This window comes from Streptomyces sp. NPDC045899 (genome assembly GCF_056431485.1).
The window spans coordinates 20,538-36,418 of record NZ_JBWKKP010000016.1; the positions used below are offsets into that span (position 1 = coordinate 20,538).

Consider the following 15,881-nt stretch of genomic DNA (forward strand, 5'->3'; position numbering starts at 1 on the left):
GTCTTGGTGGTCAGCACCTCTCGATCGTGGGCCGGTGGCGGGGTGTCCCGCTTCCGATAAAGTGCCAATCGATGCCGGATATCCGCCACACGCCGAAGGCCCCGACCCGCGCCCGGACACTGGCCGCCGGGGAGGGCATCGACGCGCACCGCCATGACGAGCACCAGATCATCTACGCGGGCTCCGGCGTGGTCGCCGTCACCACGGACGCGGGCACCTGGTTCGCACCCGGCACCCGCGCCCTGTGGGTCCCGGCGGGAACCGTCCACGCCCACCGTGCGCACGGCACCCTCGATCTGCATCTGGTGGGGCTGCCCGCCGATGACAACCCGCTCGGACTGGACGACCCGACCGTGCTCGGCGTCAGCCCGCTGCTGCGTGAGCTGATCCTCGCCTACACCCGCTCACCGGAGGACACCAGCGCCGAACGCGGCCGTCTGCGGGCCGTGCTGCGCGACCAGTTGCGCGCTTGTCCGCAGCAGCCCGTGCATCTGCCGACCCCCGGCGATCCGCGCCTGGCGGCGGTGTGCGCACTCGTCCACGACCACCCGGAGGACCCGCGCACCCTGGCCGCGCTGGGTGCGGTGGCGGGGGTCGGCGAACGCACGCTCAGCCGTCTCTTCCGCTCCGAGCTGGGCATGACGTTTCCCCAGTGGCGCACCCAGTCACGGCTCTTCCACGCGCTGCGGATGCTGGCCGACGGTACGCCCGTCACCTCCGTGGCCCACCGCTGCGGATGGGCGTCGACCAGTGCGTTCATCGATGTCTTCCGCCGCGCCTTCGGCTACACCCCCGGCACCCACAGCCGCCGCGGCTGAACGCCCGCCCGCGCCCGGACCGCGACGCGGTGGATGCCGAGTTAACTGACCTCGGGTCGTAAAAGTTGGTGCGATCTTGAAATATCTGTGTCTACACTGGGCCGCACCACCCCGGAGAATGAGGTGACCATGGGTTATAAAAGTGCCGCATCAGCCTCGAACACCACCCCCGCCAGGGATCCGGACGTCGGCGGCGACACACCGGACGACACCCCGATGGAACGCACCCTCCCCGGCGACGCCTATCTCTCGGCGGACGCATGGCACCGCGAGCGGGAGCGGATCTTCACCCGCGAGTGGTTCTGTGTGGGCCGGGAGGAGTCGCTGCCGGACCGCGGGGACTACCTCCGGGTCGATGTGGTCGGCGAGAGCGTCCTGGTCGTCCGCGACAGGGACGGATCCCTCAAGGGCTTCTACAACGTGTGCCGCCACCGCGGCGCCCAGCTGGTCGCCGACCCCCCGGCCGAGGCCGCCGACGGGGAACCGCCCTGCCGCAGCGGCCGTTTCCGGGGAGCCATCGTCTGCCCGTACCACGCCTGGACGTACGCGCTCAGCGGTGAGCTGCGCCAGGCGCGATTCCTCGACGAACGCCACGGTGTGCGCCGTGACCAGCTGTCCCTGCACGAGGTGGGCGTCGCCACCTGGGGCGGCTTCGTCTTCGTGAACCTCTCACCGGCAAAGGCCGGCCCCCTGGAGGAGCAGCTCGGCCCCGCCCCCGAGAACTTGCGCCGCTATCCCCTCGACCGGCTGCGGACGGCACGGCGGATCACCTATGACGTGGCCGCCAACTGGAAGGTGGTGGCCGAGAACTACAACGAGTGCTATCACTGCGGACCGGTCCATCCCGAACTCTGCGAACTGGTCCCGGCGTTCCGTGAGGACGGCGGCGCCGGGCTCGACTGGGAGGGCGGCGTGCCCCACCGGGAGGGCGCCTGGACCTTCACCTTCTCCGGCACCAGCGACCGCCGGCCGTTCCCGGAGCTGTCGGAGGAGGAACGGGAGCGGCACAAAGGCGAACTGATCTACCCGAATATGTTCCTCAGCTGCTCCGCCGACCACGTGGCGGCGTTCCTGCTGTGGCCGGACGGCCCCCATCGCACGATCATCACCTGCGACTTCCTCTTCGACCCGGCCGAGATGGAGCGCCCGGAGTTCGACGCGTCGGACGCGGTGGACTTCTGGGACCTCGTGAACCGCCAGGACTGGCGGATCTGCGAGAGCGTGCAGCGGGGCATGGGGTCCCGGCCGTTCACCTCCGGCTACTACGCCCCGATGGAGGACCACTCCCTGGACATCCGCCGCTACGTCCGGGAAAGGCTCGGAGATGACTGACCGACGGTCCGGACCCCGGAACGTGCGCTCAACGCACCCCGATGGCGCTGCGCACCAGCTCCAGGAACTGGGCCATCCTGGCCGACGTGGTCTCGCCCGCTCGGCCGGGGTGATGGAACAGCCCCGGGTCGAGCTCTTCGGTGACCAGGGCGTCCTGGATCCGCTCCACCAGCCAGTCGACCATGGCCACGATCATGTCGATGGCGATGTCGTCGCGGACCTCACCCCGTTCGACGCCGAACCGCACGAAGGCGAAGGTGCCGTACGGGTCCTCCTCCGCCAGGAACCGGTTGATCTCCCGCTTGACCGACAGCTCCACCGCGTGTGAACCGAGCAGGGCCACCCGGTAGGGCACCCAGTCCTCCTGGATGTACCCCTCGGTCCGGTTCAGCCAGTACTCCAGCGTGGCGAAGAAACCCTCGGCCAGCACCTCGTCCGGGGCGTCCAGATAGGCGGGAAAGGTCTCCACGGCCTTCCGGAACGCGGAGACGAACAGCTCCTCCTTGGTCCCGAAGTGCTGGAAGACCGACGCCTTCGAGATCCCGATCTCCCGCGCGACGCGATCGACCCGCGTCCCGTGGTAGCCCTCGTCGGCGAAGCGCCGCATGGCGACCTCGATGATGCGCTCGCGCGTCTTGATTCCGCGCGCCCGCCGCCGCACCGCGGGCTGTCCGGACGTCGAGGACGTCTTCGAGCCGGACGCCGAAGACGACTTCGGGTTCGCCGCCACAGGGACCACCGATGAGTGAGTGAAACAGAAGTGTGACCGGCGGTCAGCTTAGTGACCGCGCAGAACGAAGGCAAGTCACGGTGATCGACATGCCTCGGAGCAGGAGGAGGTGTTCGCCGATGGACGCCCACGGCACCGCGCCATCGAAAGAAGATCCGGCCGACCCGGTGTCCGTGGACATCCTGGTCGTGGGCGCCGGACCGGTCGGGCTCTACGCCGCCTATTGCGCGGGCTTCCGCGGCCTGAGCGTGGCGGTGATGGACTCCCTCCCCGAGGTGGGCGGCCAGATCAGCGCCCTCTACCCCGAGAAGCTGATCCACGATGTCGCCGGATTCCCCGCGGTCCGGGGGCGGCGGTTCGTCGAAGGACTGGCCCGGCAGGCCGAACAGTTCGGACCCCGGCTGCTGCTCGGACAGCAGGCGGACACCCTGTGGCACGCGCCGGAGGGGCGGATCGCGGTCGTCTCGCAGCAGGGGACCCGGGTGGAGGCCGGCGCCGTCGTCGTCACCGCGGGTATCGGCCGGTTCGCCCCCCGGCCGCTCCCGGCCGCCGCACACTTCACCGGCCGGGGCGTGGACTTCTTCGTCCCCGACCCCGAGGCGCACCGGGGACGTGAGGTGGTGGTGGCCGGAGGCGGCGACAGCGCCGTGGACTGGGCCCTCGCCCTCGCGCCCCTCGCCGAGCGGATCACCCTGGTGCACCGGCGCACGGCGTTCCGGGCCCACCGCGCCGGTGTGCGCGCGGCGGCCGAGGCGGGCGTGGACATCCGCGTGAACACGGAGATCGAGGCGGTGCTCGGCGGCGCCAGGGTCGACGGGGTGCGTCTGGTCGACCGGGCCTCCGGCGAGACCGAGGAGATCCCGTGCCAGTCGGTGATCGCCGCCCTGGGTTTCACCGCCAGCCTCGGACCGCTGGAGCGCTGGGGACTGGACATCGCGGACCGCAGGATCGTGGTCAACAGCCGGATGGCCACCAGCGTGCCGGGCATCTTCGCCGCCGGGGACATCACGGAGTACCCGGGCAAGGTCCGGCTGATGTCCGTGGGCTTCGGCGAAGCCGCCACGGCGGTGGCCAACGCGGCCGTCGGCCTCGACCCCGCGGCCGACCTCTTTCCCGGCCACTCCACGGATGACGCCGGGCAGTTCGGGAACACCCAGGAGAAGGAGACCGGCGATGCCCTACGCGATCGGTGAGAGCTGTGTGGATGAGATGGACGGCTCCTGCGTGGAGGTCTGTCCGGTGGACTGCATCTACGAAGGCCGCCGCAAGCTCTACATCCACCCCGGCGAGTGCATCGACTGCGGTGCCTGCGCCGAGGTGTGTCCCAACGGCGCCCCCGTGGTGGTGTGGCGGGGCTCCGCACCCGACCCCGTCGCCGCCGAGGACGCGGTGTTCTTCGCCCGCCCCCTGCCCGGCCGGGACATCGCGCTCGGCTCCCTGGGCGGCGCGTCGTCGGGCCCGCCGATCGGTGTGGACACCGAGGCGGTCGCGGCGTACGAGCCCCCGGCGGCCGACGGCAGCGGGTGACCGGAGGCGGCCGGGCTCGTAGGCTCACAGACATGCGCATCGTCTCCCTGCTCCCGGCCGCCACCGACATCGTGGCCGAGCTCGGTCTGCTCCCGGACCTGGTGGGCCGTACCCATGAGTGCGACTGGCCCGAGGGCGAGGTCGACCGTGTCCCGGTGGTCACCGCCTCCACCCTGTCCACCGACGCCATGACGAGCCGTGAGATCTCCGACGCGGTCGGCGGTGCCACCCACCGGGGCTCATCGCTGTACACGCTGGACACCGAGGTGCTCGCGGGCCTGGCCCCGGACGTGGTGCTCACCCAGGACCTGTGCGATGTGTGCGCCGTCTCCTACGACACGGTGTCCCGGGCGCTGCGGGTGCTCGACGGGGGTCCACGGGTGCTCAGCCTGGAACCGCGGACCCTGGACGACGTCCTGGACTGTCTGCTCCGGGTCGGGCAGGAGCTGGGCGTACCGGAGGTCGCGGAGGAACGGTGCCATGTGCTGCGGAACCGGCTGGCGGCGGTGGGACGGGCCACCGCCGGGCGCCCACGCCGCCGGGTGGCCGCCATCGAATGGCTGGACCCGGTGTGGCCCGCGGGCCACTGGGTGCCCGAGCAGATCGCGCACGCCGGTGGCGATCCGCTGCTCGCGGCGCCGGGCGAACACACCCAACCGGTGGACTGGGAGGCGGTGCGCGCCGCCCGGCCGGAGGTCATCGTGCTGATGCCGTGTGGCTTCAGTCCGCAACGCACCGAGCAGGAGAAGGAGTTGCTGTTCCGGCTGCCCGGCTGGGACGATCTGCCAGCCGTGCGCGCGGGTGAGGTGTGGGTGGTGGACGGCCCGGCGTACTTCAACCGGCCGGGGCCACGGGTGGTGCGCGGGGCCGAGGTCCTCGCCCAGGTGCTGCACTCCGTCACCTCGGGTGCCCCCGTCACCGGTGGTGAGGCGCACCGGCTGGCGCCGGGCTGAGAAGCCGGGCCCCGTCCCGTCGCCGGGACCTCGCCGCGCGGTCAGGCCGCGACGGCCGGCCGGATGTTCTGGTTGGCGTGGAAGAGGTTGTCGGGGTCGTAGGCGCGTTTGACGCGCGCGAGGCGGTCGTAGTGGTCGCGGTAGGTGGCGCGGACCCGTTCCTGCCCCTCCCCCGCGCCCATGAAGTTCACATACGAACCGCCCATGGAGTACGGGTGCATCTCCTCCCAGTAGTCCACGCACCACCGGGTGATGGCCCCGGCGTTGGCCGGGTCGGGGTCGACTCCGGCGAAGACACCGGACCAGACGGCGTCACGGTAGCTCCAGGCCGTGTCATCCGGACCCGGCCGGTGGGCCGCGCCGTCGACCGGGTACAGGTGCATCAGGGAGAGCGGGGTGGGGAGACGCTCACCGTACTTCTGGTGCACGTCCACGGCGGCGTCCGGGATGGAGTCGAAGAAGTCGCCCCGCCAGTACCACTGGTAGCCACTGGGGATCACCAGGTCGAGCATGCTCTGCAGCGCCGGATAGGGCATCGGCGACGTGAAGTGGAAGGCCGGGGGGCCGGGCTCGCGCACCGCGGCGAACGCCTCCTCGAAGTGGCCGAGGCCGCCGGTGTGACACCACACCACCCCGCACATCTTCCGCCCGTGGAGCTCCACGGGGAACGGTGGTGCGGGCGGAATGGTGAACAGGCTGAAGAAGCCGTACACATCGTCCGGCGCCTGGGGCAGGAACTCGCGGTACCACATGAGGACGTCCCGGGTGCGCTCGACCGGCCAGACCGTCATGCCCACCCCGACCGTGTCCACGGGGTGGAGCCGATAGGTGAAGGAGGTCACGATGCCGAAGTTGCCGCCGCCCCCGCGCAGCGCCCAGAACAGCTCCGGGTGTTCGGTCTCGCTGGCGGTGACGGAGCCCCCGTCGGCCAGCACCACGTCCGCGGACAGCAGGTTGTCCGCGGTGAGGCCGTACTTACGGGTGAGGTAGCCGTGGCCGCCGCCGAGGGTCAGTCCGCCGACTCCGGTCATCGAGATGATGCCGGTGGGGGTGGCCAGTCCGAAGGGGTGGGTGGCGTGGTCGAGGTCGCCGAGGTGGCTGCCACCGCCGACCTCGGCCGTCCTGGCCCCCGGGTCGACGCGCACCCATGTCATCGGCGACAGGTCGATGGTGACGCCGTCCTCCACCAGACACAGGCCCGGCCCGCTGTGGCCGCCGCCCCGGACGGCGAGTTCCAGTCCGTGGTCACGGATGAAGGTGACGGCGGCCATGACGTCGGCGACGTCCGCACAGGGCACGAAGGCAGCGGGATGCCGGTCGATCATGGCGTTGTACACCTGGCGGGTGCTGGTGTAGTCGGCGTCCCGCGGGCCGATGACCGGTCCGCGCAACGTGGTCCGCATCGCTTCGAGAGTTCCGGCGTCCATGGCGATCTCCAAGTTGTGCGCCGGCGCCCGGACACCCGTCAGCGGCCCGACGGGTGAGCGCACGCGGCGGGGCAGACACCTCCAGCATCCCGTCGGCCGCCGGAGCGCGCAACGTGGCCTGGTCGGCAGCGCGGCACGGCCGTGCGCGACGCACACGGCACGGCGCCGGACGCCTACTCAGCGTGGTCCGGGGTGGACTGTCACCACCCGTACCGGGAGGGTTGTTGTCCGATTGCGACAAGGTGGTAGTGGCGTCCCCCCGCCGCGGGCGAGGCTTGGTCCTGACCAGGAGACCGCCGTTCACGTGCCGCGATCTCACGGCTCCGGACCGCTGTTCACCGGCGGTGTGCCAGAGAGGGGAAGGGTATGGGCGGCGGGACACCGGATGCCGACCTGATCGACATCCGCAGGCTCAGATCGTTTCTGACGGTGGCACAGGAGATGAGCTTCACCCGGGCAGGAGCCCGGCTCTACCTCACCCAGCAGGCCGTCTCCTCCCAGGTGCGGGCGCTGGAACACGCGGTGGGCACGGAGCTGTTCCGGCGCACCACGCGGAACGTACAACTGACGGCCGCCGGGCGGGAGTTGCACGATCGCGTCCGGCCGGTGCTGCGGGCACTGGACGACGCCATCAGCGCGGCACGGGAGCTGGGGGCGCAGGACGGCGGCCGGACGGTGAAGGTGGGCCACACGCCGACGGCCGCGTACTGGCTGCTGCCGTGTGCCGCCGGGCTGCTCGACGCCGGGGATCCGGCAGTGCGGCTGCGGACCGAGGAGCACACCGAGACGGGTCTGCGCGCGGCGGTGGCCGATGGACGGGTGCACCTGGGGGTGGGCCTGGAGCTGGAGTCCGGGGCGGACGGACTGGCCGGGCATGAGGTGGGCGGCGAGCCGTGGTGCGCGGTGGTGGGCCCCGGCCATCCGCTGGCGGTCCGGCGCCGGGTACGGCTGGCGGAACTGGCCGGGTACGAGTGGCTGACCTGGCCGCGGTCGAGCCATCCGGGACACTGGCACGCGGTGCACGCCCTGGCGGCGTCGGTGGGCGGGGCACCGTCGGTCCACGAGACCTGGCTGAGCGTGGCCCACGCACGGCTCACGGCCGGAGCGACGGTGATGCTCCGGCCGGTGTCCTATACGGCCCATCCCCTGCTGGGACTGGTGGCGCTCGAGCTGGAGGACGCCCCGATGTGCCGCTACACCGCGGTGTGGAACGAGGCCGCGCCGCCCCCGGACCTGGCGGAGGTGCTCTCCGCGCTCACCGGTGCCGCGGAGCGGCTGGCCCGGCTGGGACTCGCGGGGGCCGGGGCGGGGCGGTGACCGCCACCGCCCCGCGCACCGGCCCTCAGTGGCCGCGGGCGATCCACTCCTGAAGCCGCGGCGCCTCGGCGTCGACGGTGGTGGAGTCCCCGTGGCCGGTGCGGACCGTGGTCCCGGGCGGCAGCGGGAGCAACCGGTTCCGGATCGAGTCGATGATGGTCGGGAAGTCGGAGAAAGACCGGCCGGTGGCGCCGGGTCCGCCCTGGAAGAGGGTGTCCCCGGTGAAGACGGTGTCCAGCGCCGGTGCGTAGAGGCAGACCGCGCCCGGCGCGTGGCCGGGCGTGTGCAGCACGGTCAGACCGATCCCGGCCACCATGAGCTCCTGGCCGTGGGCCAGCTCCCCGTCCGGTGCCCGGCCGGGGTGGGTCCGGTGCCACAGCTCCAGGTCGTCGGGGTGGAGCAGGACGGGCGCCCCGGTGCGTTCGGCGAGCGCGGGGGCGGCGTTGATGTGGTCGTCATGGGCGTGGGTGCACACGATGGCGGTGACCCGGCGGTCACCGAGCGCCCGGAGGACGGCTTCGGCGTCATGGGCGGGGTCGATGACCAGCGCCTCGGTGTCATCACCGACGATCCAGACGTTGTTGTCCACGTCCCAGGTGCCGCCGTCGAGACTGAAGGTGCCGGAGGTGACGAGATGGTCGATACGGGCGGCGCCGCTCACAGGACCACCACCGAGCGCAGCACATCGCCCTGGTGCATCCGGGTGAATGCCTGTTCCACCTCGTCGAGTCCGATGGTCTCGGTGACGAAGGCGTCCAGGTCCAGACGGCCCTGGGTGTACAGGTCGATGAGCATCGGGAAGTCCCGGGAGGGCAGACAGTCCCCGTACCAGGAGGATCTGAGGGCGCCACCGCGGCCGAAGACGTCGAGCAGCGGCAGTTCCAGCTTCATCTCGGGGGTGGGCACTCCCACCAGGACGACGGTCCCGGCCAGGTCCCGGGCGTAGAACGCCTGCTGATAGGTCTCGGGCCGGCCGACGGCGTCGATGACCACGTCCGCCCCGTTGCCGCCGGTGAGTTCCCGGATGGCGTCGACGGCGTCGGCGGTGGCGGAGTTGACGGTGTGGGTGGCGCCGAGTCCGCGGGCCGTGGCGAGTTTCCGGTCGTCGATGTCGACGGCGATGATGCGGGCCGCCCCGGCGAGGGCCGATCCGGAGATCGCGGCGGCACCGACCCCACCACAGCCGATGACGGCCACCGAGTCACCGCGGCCGACCCCGCCGGTGTTGATGGCGGCGCCCAGACCGGCCATCACCCCGCAGCCCAGGAGCCCGGCCGCGGTGGCCGCGGCGGCCGGATCGACCTTGGTGCACTGGCCGGCGGCGACGAGCGTCTTCTCGGCGAAGGCACCGATGCCCAGCGCCGGGGAGAGCTCGGTGCCGTCGGCGAGGGTCATCCTCTGATGGGCGTTGTGGGTGTTGAAGCAGTACCAGGGACGGCCGCGGCGGCAGGCACGGCAGTTGCCGCACACCGCACGCCAGTTGAGGATGACGAAGTCACCCGGGGCGACATCGGTCACCCCCTCCCCGACCGCCTCGACGGTTCCGGCGGCCTCATGGCCGAGGAGGAACGGGAAGTCGTCGTTGATACCGCCCTCGCGGTAGTGCAGATCGGTGTGGCAGACACCGCACGCCTGCACCTTCACCAGGGCCTCACCGGGTCCGGGATCCGGTACCAGGATCGTCTCGAGCCGGACGGGTTCGCCCTTGGCGCGTGCGACCACGCCTCGTACCTCGTGTGCCATGTCCTCGGCCTCTTCTTTCCGGTGTCGTTCGTGGGGGTGGTGGTCGGAGCAGGTCAGGGCAGGTTGCGGGAGATGACCAGGCGCATGATGTCGGAGGTGCCCTCCTCGATCTCCTCCAGCTTGGCGTCGCGCATCCACTGCTCCACCGGGTACTCACGGGAGTAGCCCCAGCCGCCGAGCGTCTGCACGGCACCCCAGGTGCAGAACATCGAGGTCTCGGAGGCGGTCAGCTTGGCGATGGCGGCCGCTCCGGTGACGGGCGCCCCGGCGTCGACCGCGCGGGCGGCGCTCAGCACCAGCAGCCGCGACGCCTCGATCCGGGCGGCCATGTCGGCGAGGCGGAAGGCGACGGCCTGGTGTTCGATGATCGGCTTGTCGAACTGGACGCGGGTGCGCGCGTAGTCGCGGGCGTACTCGTACGCCGCGCGGGCGGCGCCGACGGCCGCCGCGCCCAGGACGATGCGGGAGATGTCGAAGGTCCGCATCAGGCCGCGGAAACCCTGGCCCTCGTCGCCCAGCCGGTTCTCCTGCGCCACCTCCACGTCGGAGAAGAACACCTCGCGGCAGACGATGGCGCGCTGGCCCATCTTCCGCATCGGCTCACCGACAGTGAGCCCGGGGGTGTCGGCGTCCAGCAGGAAGGCGGAGACGCCCTTGGACCGCTGGGTGGGGTCGGTCTTGGCGAACACCACGAAGGACCTGGCCGTTCCGGCGTTGGAGATCCACGCCTTCTGGCCGTTGAGGACGTATCCGGTGCCGGTGCGGCGCGCGGTGGTCCTGATCGACGCGGCGTCGGAGCCCGAGCCGGGTTCGGTGGTGGCCAGCGCGGTCATCGGGGCCTCGGGGCCCGTCAGCGGGCCGAGCCACTTCTTCTGCTGCTCCTCGGTGCCCAGTTCCAGGACGGGGTCGGCGAAGAACCCGTTGGAGCACACCAGATTACCGATGCCCGGATCGCCGAAGCACAGCTCTTCCTGGACCAGACACTGGGTGAAGACATCGGTGAACCCGCCACCGCCGACGTCCGTGGGCAGCATGAAGTCGGTGATGCCGACCTGTGCCGCCTTCTGCCAGATGTCGACGGGGGTGACGACGTCCGCCTCGTCCACCTCGCGGGCGCGCGGACGGATCTCGTTACGGGCGAAGTCACGGCACAGGTCGATGATCGCGCGCTGCTCTTCGGTCAGCGGCCACGGTTCGGTCACGGCGTTCACGGTGTTCCTCCTGGCAGGTGGATGAGGGTGGGACGGTCGGAGCCGAGTCCGGTCCGCAGCGCCGTGGCCAGTTGTGCGGCGTCCTCGACGCGCACCCCGTGGCAGCCCATCGAGCGGGCCAGCGCCGGGAAGTCGGGGGCGGGCAGATCGACAGCGTGGACGGGGTCGCCGCGGTCGGCCATCTCGTTGCGGATCTCGCCGTAGCCGCCGTTGTCCCAGACGACCACCGGGAGCGGCAGCCGCAGCTGGGCCGCGGTGGCCAGCTCCTGGACGGTGAACATCAGGCCGCCGTCGCCGTGGAGGGCGACCACGGGCGCCTCGGGGCGGGCCACCTTGGCTCCGATGGCGGCGGGCAGGCCGTAGCCGAGGGTGCCCAGCCCGGTCGGGTAGAGGAACGAACGCGGTTGGTGCGCGGGCAGGTTGGACAGCGCACCGTAGTAGCAGGCCATGGTGGAGTCCCCGGCCAGGATGCCGTCGCGCCCCAGGGCCTGGGCGAGCGCCGCGGTGAGACCGAGGTAGTCGGCGCCCTCGGCGCGCGCGGCGGCGGTGAAGTCCCGGCGCGCGGCGGCGGCCCGTCCGGCGTCCGCCGGGCCGGTGGTGCGCGCCGCCTCCAGCCAGGTGCCGAGGGCCTTGAGGGCTTCGGCCGCGTCGGCGACGAGGCCGATGTCGGGCAGCGCGTTGGTGGTGAGCGCCTGCGCGTCGATGTCGACGCGGATGAGGGTGCCGGGGATGTCCAGCGGTCCGAACCACAGGTCGGCCGGGGCCAGTTCGGTGCCGACGGCGAGTACCACATCGCTGCCGGCCACCAGTTCGCGTACCGCGGTGTGGTGCAGTCCCGCGCCGATGGCCAGCGGGTGGCCGTCGGGGAAGGTGCCCTTGCCGTTGGCGGTGGTGACCACGGGCGCGCCGAGCCGTTCGGCCACGTGGCGCAGGGAGTGGGCGGCGCCGCTGCTGCCGCCTCCGGCGATGATCACCGGTCGTCGCGCGGCGGCGAGTGCCGTGGTGGCGGCGGCGATCTGGGCCCGTCCTGCGGCCACCGGGGCCACCGGTGTCGGTACGGCCACCTCGACCGGCGCGGTGGCGTCGAGCAGATCGAGCGGGATCTCCAGGTGTACGGGACGGGGCCGTCCGCCGGTCATCGCGGCGAAGGCGTGCGCGACGGCCAGCGGGATCTCCGCGACGCTGGTGACCCGGTGGCTGTAGGCCACGATGGCGTCGAGGGCCGCGCGCTGGTCCTTGACCTCGTGCAGATAGCCGTTGCCCCGGCCGGGGTGGCCCAGTGGCAGCCCCGGGGAGATGAGCAGGACCGGGACGGAGTCGGAGTAGGACTGGGCGGCCGCGGTCGCGGCGTTGAGGACGGCGGGCCCGGTGGTGGTGAGGCACACTCCGGGGCGCCCGGTGACCCGGGCCCAGCCATCGGCGGCGAAACCGGCGCCCTGTTCGTGGCGGGGCAGGATATGGCGGATCGGGGAGTCGGCGAGGGCGGCGTACACGGGCAGGTTGTGGGTGCCCGGGATACCGAAGACGGTGTCCGTGCCGTGCGCTTCCAGGGCGGCGACCAACGCCTGCCCGCCGGTGAGCTGGTCGGTCATCAGCGGTCGTCCTGTCCGGTGGTGTAGATCGCCTTGCCGAGCCACTGGCCCCCGTCCACGACGAGGACGTCGCCGGTGACGTACGCGGCGCGGTCGCTGACGAGGAACGCCGCGGATTCGGCCACTTCCTCCGGGGTGGTGAACCGGTCGGCCGGAACGCTGCCCATGACCCGGGCCCGCGCCGCTTCGGTGGGCCACAGGGCGGCGGAGGCGCCGTCGGTCTCGGTGGGGCCGGGGGCGATGCAGTTCAGGCGCACCCCGCGCCCGCCCCACTCCACGGCCAGGGTGCGGGTCATGGCGAGCACACCGGCCTTGGCGGCGGCGCTGTGCACGGTGCCGGGGTGGCCGTGCCAGGCGTAGCTGGCGATCACGTTGAGCACGGCGCCGCGGCCGGCGGGGAGCATATGGCGGGCGGCGGCGCGGGTGCAGTGGAAGGTGCCGTTGAGCACGATGTCCACGACGGCCTTCCAGCCGCCCGGGGAGAGGTCCTCGGCGGGCACCACGAAGTTGCCCGCGGCGTTGTTGACCAGGACGTCGAGACGGCCATGGCGGTCGGCCACCTGGTCCACGGCGGCGTCCACCGCGGCGGCGTCGCGGACGTCGCAGGTCACCGCGTCGGCATGGCCTCCCGCCGCCTCGATCAGGCCGACGGTCTCCCGCAGTGCCTCCTCGCGGCGCCCGAGGACGGTGACGTGGCCGCCACCGGCGGCCCAGCGCTGTGCGACGGCACGGCCGATGCCTGATCCGCCGCCGGTGACCAGTGCTGTCCGGCCGGTGAATTCGTCGGCCTGTATCTGGTGGCTCATGGGTTTCCCTTGGGGTCGGGGGCCGTGCTGGAGGAGGCCGCGCTGTGGGTGTGTCTGTCGGCCGGGCTGTCGGTCGGGGTGTCGGAGCGGTCGTTGGTGGCGCCGGGGACTGCGTCCAGGAGCAGGGCGTCGACGGCGAGGGCGCCGTCCGGTGCCACCCGGAGCGGGTTGATCTCCAACTCCACCTGTGAACCGTCGAGTTGTGCGATGAGACGAGAGACGGCGGCGACCACGTCGGCCAGCGCCCCGACATCGGTGGCGGGCCGTCCACGCCACCCCGCGAGCAGCGGGGCGCAGCGCAGCCGCCGGATCATCGCGTGGGCCCGCTCCGCGTCGACCGGTGCGCATTCGATGACCACGTCGCGGTGCAGTTCGGCTTCGGTGCCGCCCGCGCCCACCATCACCATCGGACCGAGCCGGGCGTCCCGGTGCGCACCGACGATCACTTCGACGACATCGGGGCGGACGTCCTGCTCCTCGAGCACATACGGTCCGTCGCCGAGCCTCGTGCGCATGCCGGTGAAGGCGCGCAGGGCTCCGGTGGCGTCCCGGAGGCCGGTCGCCACCCCGCCCGCCTCGCTCTTGTGCTCCAGCCAGGAGGCTTTGAGGACGTAGGGCGGATGGAGCCGTCCGGCGGCGGCTTCGAGTTCTCCGGCGTCATGGACCCGGTACGCCGCGGGGAAGGCGATACCGGCGTCGCGCAGCAGCGCGCGGGTGTCCCAGAAGCCCCGGGGCGAGGTGAGCCGGTCGGCCGGGGCGCCGCGCCGGGGCCGCCCGGGATGCTGGTGCAGAGCGTGGGCGCCGGCCAGGGCGGTGGTGGCGGAGTCGATGGTGGCGAAGACGGGGACACCGGCCGCCCGCAGGACGGCGGCGGTGTCGCTGTGGGCGCCCATGGAGTGGACGAGCAGGGGCCGTCCATGGCGCCGGGCCAGCTCGCCGAGCTCCCGCGCCACCTGAGCCTCCGCGGCTGCCAGCGGCGGGCTGTCCAGACCGTAGCTCCCGAAGTAGCCGGTGAGCACGACGCTGTCGACGTCCCCGGAGCCCAGGAGGGCCGCGACCACGTCGCGGTAGCTGGTGAGATCGCGTTCCCCGCCACCGGCGAGGTCGACGGGGTTGGCGGTGGCGGCGCCGTCCGGCAGCCGACGGGCCAGCTCCGAGGCGAGCGGTCCGCCGAGCTCCGGAACGGTCAGCCCGTGCCGGGTGGCGCGGTCGGCGGCCAGGGCGCCCTGGCCGCCGCTGTCACTGACGACGGCAATGCGCGGCCCGGTGGGCAGGGTGGTGGTCAGCAGCTGCGCCGCCACGTCCACCAGTGCCGCGGGGGTGGGGACGCGCAGGGCCCCGGCGGCCCGGCAGGCGGCGTCGACGAGTTCCATCGGCGAGGTGAGGGCGCTGGTGTGGGAGCGCGCCGCGCGGGCCCCGGCCTCGCTGTCCCCGGCGGCGAGCAGGACGACCGGCTTACCGGCCGCGCGCAGCGCGCGCAGGGCGTCGAAGACACGTCCGCCCTCGTGGAAGCTCTCGAGGTAGACCCCGACCGCACGGGTCAGCTCATGGTCGACGAGGTCTTCCAGAAGGTCGGCCATGGTGACGTCGAGCTGGCTGCCGACCGAGACGAAGCGGGATATCCCGAGGCCGGAGCGCTGGGAGAGCAGGGCTATCTCACTGCCCACCTGTCCGCTCTGGGAGACCACGGCCAGTCCCCCGGCGGTGAAGTCGCCCCAGGCGATGTGCAGGGAGGTGGCGGCATCGAACAGACCGAGGCTGCTCGGGCCGATCATCCTGGCACCGGCGGCGGCCACCTTGGCGGCGAGCCGCCGCTCGTCGTGGACCGCGGCGGTGATGCCCAGCAGGCCGCGTACGCCCAGTTCGAGCGCCTCGTCCACGACGGCGTCCAGCTGTGCGGCGGGGACGCAGAGCGCGACCAGTTCGGGGACCTCGGGGAGGTCGCCGAGCGAGGCGGCGGTGGGAGCGCCGAGGATCTCGCCACCGCCGCGGGTGACCAGGTGCACCGTCCTGCGGTCCCGCCCCGCCAGGGCGCCGCGGGCCAGCCAGTATCCCCATTTCGACGGATTGGCCGAGGCACCGACGACGGCTACGGATGCCGGATCGCGGAAGGCGGCGAGTCCGGTGCGCCGGGTACCGGCGGGGGGCGAGGTGATGGGCATGGGTGCTGCGGCTCCTCTCGGCGGAGGGGGCGGTGAGGGTGGCGCTGGGGAGAGGGACTGCCGGACGCCGTGGCTGCGGGCGGACCCGGAGGGGCCGGGGGCATCGGGGTTCCGGCGGCCTGGAGGCGCCGTTCCGATCCACTCTTTACTGACTGGCCGTACAGTTAATCCGTCAGCATCGTGGATTCTTCCTCGCACTTTGTCAATGACCCCGGGACACTTCGCTGGCCGCCCGTTCAGCACCCGGTCACGGCCGCAGCGGT

15 protein-coding genes are annotated in these 15,881 nt (G+C 72.3%); 7 read left to right on the forward strand and 8 right to left on the reverse strand.

What is annotated here, in order from left to right; genetic code table 11:
• Positions 1-71 precede the first annotated feature (71 nt).
• A complete protein-coding gene (locus AC07FT_RS23370; RefSeq protein ID WP_479177927.1) occupies positions 72-818 on the forward strand; it encodes an AraC family transcriptional regulator in 747 nt (248 codons plus the stop codon).
• Between the two features lie 129 nt (positions 819-947).
• Positions 948-2,150: an aromatic ring-hydroxylating oxygenase subunit alpha gene (locus AC07FT_RS23375; protein WP_479177928.1), complete on the forward strand. Its 1,203-nt coding sequence runs from the start codon at positions 948-950 to the stop codon at positions 2,148-2,150.
• Between the two features lie 28 nt (positions 2,151-2,178).
• Here the strand turns inward: AC07FT_RS23375 and AC07FT_RS23380 are convergent, their stop codons facing one another.
• Entirely contained in the window at positions 2,179-2,757 is a 579-nt protein-coding gene (locus AC07FT_RS23380) for a TetR/AcrR family transcriptional regulator (protein WP_479177929.1), read from the reverse strand.
• Here AC07FT_RS23380 and AC07FT_RS23385 point away from each other — a divergent pair.
• The 4 genes from AC07FT_RS23385 (at position 2,756) to AC07FT_RS23400 (ending at position 5,360) form a co-directional block, all read left to right on the forward strand.
• Entirely contained in the window at positions 2,756-2,899 is a 144-nt protein-coding gene (locus AC07FT_RS23385; protein ID WP_479177930.1) for a hypothetical protein, read from the forward strand. The genes AC07FT_RS23380 and AC07FT_RS23385 overlap by 2 nt on opposite strands.
• Positions 2,900-2,999: 100 nt before the next feature.
• Positions 3,000-4,073, forward strand: coding sequence for an NAD(P)/FAD-dependent oxidoreductase (locus AC07FT_RS23390; RefSeq protein WP_479177931.1), 1,074 nt, complete (start codon positions 3,000-3,002; stop codon positions 4,071-4,073).
• On the forward strand, positions 4,054-4,407 hold the full coding sequence (locus AC07FT_RS23395) for an indolepyruvate ferredoxin oxidoreductase subunit alpha (protein ID WP_479177932.1): 354 nt from the start codon (positions 4,054-4,056) through the stop codon (positions 4,405-4,407). Before AC07FT_RS23390 ends, AC07FT_RS23395 begins: the two co-directional genes overlap by 20 nt.
• 32 nt (positions 4,408-4,439) lie before the next feature.
• The gene (locus tag AC07FT_RS23400; protein WP_471199071.1) at positions 4,440-5,360 is read left to right on the forward strand and encodes a cobalamin-binding protein; all 921 of its coding nucleotides are present in this window, start codon (positions 4,440-4,442) and stop codon (positions 5,358-5,360) included.
• A 41-nt stretch (positions 5,361-5,401) separates the two neighbouring features.
• Here AC07FT_RS23400 and AC07FT_RS23405 read toward each other — a convergent pair whose 3' ends face one another.
• Positions 5,402-6,787 carry an FAD-binding oxidoreductase gene (locus AC07FT_RS23405; protein WP_479177933.1) on the reverse strand — a complete coding sequence of 462 codons (1,386 nt, stop codon included), beginning with the start codon at positions 6,785-6,787 and terminating at the stop codon, positions 5,402-5,404.
• 366 nt (positions 6,788-7,153) lie between these two features.
• Between AC07FT_RS23405 and AC07FT_RS23410 the strand changes: the two genes are divergently transcribed.
• Positions 7,154-8,104, forward strand: coding sequence for a LysR family transcriptional regulator (locus AC07FT_RS23410; RefSeq protein WP_479177934.1), 951 nt, complete (start codon positions 7,154-7,156; stop codon positions 8,102-8,104).
• Positions 8,105-8,129: 25 nt separating this feature from the next.
• Here AC07FT_RS23410 and AC07FT_RS23415 read toward each other — a convergent pair whose 3' ends face one another.
• Genes AC07FT_RS23415 through AC07FT_RS23440 form a run of 6 tightly spaced genes read right to left on the reverse strand, consistent with a single transcriptional unit; the run spans position 8,130 to position 15,618 of the window.
• On the reverse strand, positions 8,130-8,765 hold the full coding sequence (locus AC07FT_RS23415; RefSeq protein ID WP_479177935.1) for an MBL fold metallo-hydrolase: 636 nt from the start codon (positions 8,763-8,765) through the stop codon (positions 8,130-8,132).
• Positions 8,762-9,847, reverse strand: a complete 1,086-nt coding sequence (locus AC07FT_RS23420) for an S-(hydroxymethyl)mycothiol dehydrogenase (protein ID WP_479177936.1) — start codon at positions 9,845-9,847, stop codon at positions 8,762-8,764. Before AC07FT_RS23420 ends, AC07FT_RS23415 begins: the two co-directional genes overlap by 4 nt.
• Positions 9,848-9,900: 53 nt before the next feature.
• Positions 9,901-11,058, reverse strand: coding sequence for an acyl-CoA dehydrogenase family protein (locus AC07FT_RS23425; protein ID WP_471199086.1), 1,158 nt, complete (start codon positions 11,056-11,058; stop codon positions 9,901-9,903).
• Positions 11,055-12,650, reverse strand: coding sequence for a 5-guanidino-2-oxopentanoate decarboxylase (locus tag AC07FT_RS23430; protein ID WP_479177937.1), 1,596 nt, complete (start codon positions 12,648-12,650; stop codon positions 11,055-11,057). The genes AC07FT_RS23425 and AC07FT_RS23430 overlap by 4 nt, the downstream gene beginning before the upstream one ends.
• Positions 12,650-13,456, reverse strand: coding sequence for an SDR family oxidoreductase (locus AC07FT_RS23435; RefSeq protein WP_479177938.1), 807 nt, complete (start codon positions 13,454-13,456; stop codon positions 12,650-12,652). Before AC07FT_RS23435 ends, AC07FT_RS23430 begins: the two co-directional genes overlap by 1 nt.
• Positions 13,453-15,618 carry an acetate--CoA ligase family protein gene (locus tag AC07FT_RS23440; RefSeq protein WP_479177939.1) on the reverse strand — a complete coding sequence of 722 codons (2,166 nt, stop codon included), beginning with the start codon at positions 15,616-15,618 and terminating at the stop codon, positions 13,453-13,455. The genes AC07FT_RS23435 and AC07FT_RS23440 overlap by 4 nt, the downstream gene beginning before the upstream one ends.
• Between the last annotated feature and the right edge of the window lie 263 nt (positions 15,619-15,881).

Coding starts and splice junctions, on each gene's coding strand:
- AC07FT_RS23370 (WP_479177927.1), top strand. CDS start 72: ATGCCGGATATCCGCCACACGCCGAAGGCCCCGACCCGCGCCCGGACA.
- AC07FT_RS23375 (WP_479177928.1), top strand. CDS start 948: ATGGGTTATAAAAGTGCCGCATCAGCCTCGAACACCACCCCCGCCAGG.
- AC07FT_RS23385 (WP_479177930.1), top strand. CDS start 2,756: ATGGCGACCTCGATGATGCGCTCGCGCGTCTTGATTCCGCGCGCCCGC.
- AC07FT_RS23380 (WP_479177929.1), bottom strand. CDS start 2,757: ATGCGGCGCTTCGCCGACGAGGGCTACCACGGGACGCGGGTCGATCGC.
- AC07FT_RS23390 (WP_479177931.1), top strand. CDS start 3,000: ATGGACGCCCACGGCACCGCGCCATCGAAAGAAGATCCGGCCGACCCG.
- AC07FT_RS23395 (WP_479177932.1), top strand. CDS start 4,054: ATGCCCTACGCGATCGGTGAGAGCTGTGTGGATGAGATGGACGGCTCC.
- AC07FT_RS23400 (WP_471199071.1), top strand. CDS start 4,440: ATGCGCATCGTCTCCCTGCTCCCGGCCGCCACCGACATCGTGGCCGAG.
- AC07FT_RS23405 (WP_479177933.1), bottom strand. CDS start 6,787: ATGGACGCCGGAACTCTCGAAGCGATGCGGACCACGTTGCGCGGACCG.
- AC07FT_RS23410 (WP_479177934.1), top strand. CDS start 7,154: ATGGGCGGCGGGACACCGGATGCCGACCTGATCGACATCCGCAGGCTC.
- AC07FT_RS23420 (WP_479177936.1), bottom strand. CDS start 9,847: ATGGCACACGAGGTACGAGGCGTGGTCGCACGCGCCAAGGGCGAACCC.
- AC07FT_RS23430 (WP_479177937.1), bottom strand. CDS start 12,650: ATGACCGACCAGCTCACCGGCGGGCAGGCGTTGGTCGCCGCCCTGGAA.
- AC07FT_RS23435 (WP_479177938.1), bottom strand. CDS start 13,456: ATGAGCCACCAGATACAGGCCGACGAATTCACCGGCCGGACAGCACTG.
- AC07FT_RS23440 (WP_479177939.1), bottom strand. CDS start 15,618: ATGCCCATCACCTCGCCCCCCGCCGGTACCCGGCGCACCGGACTCGCC.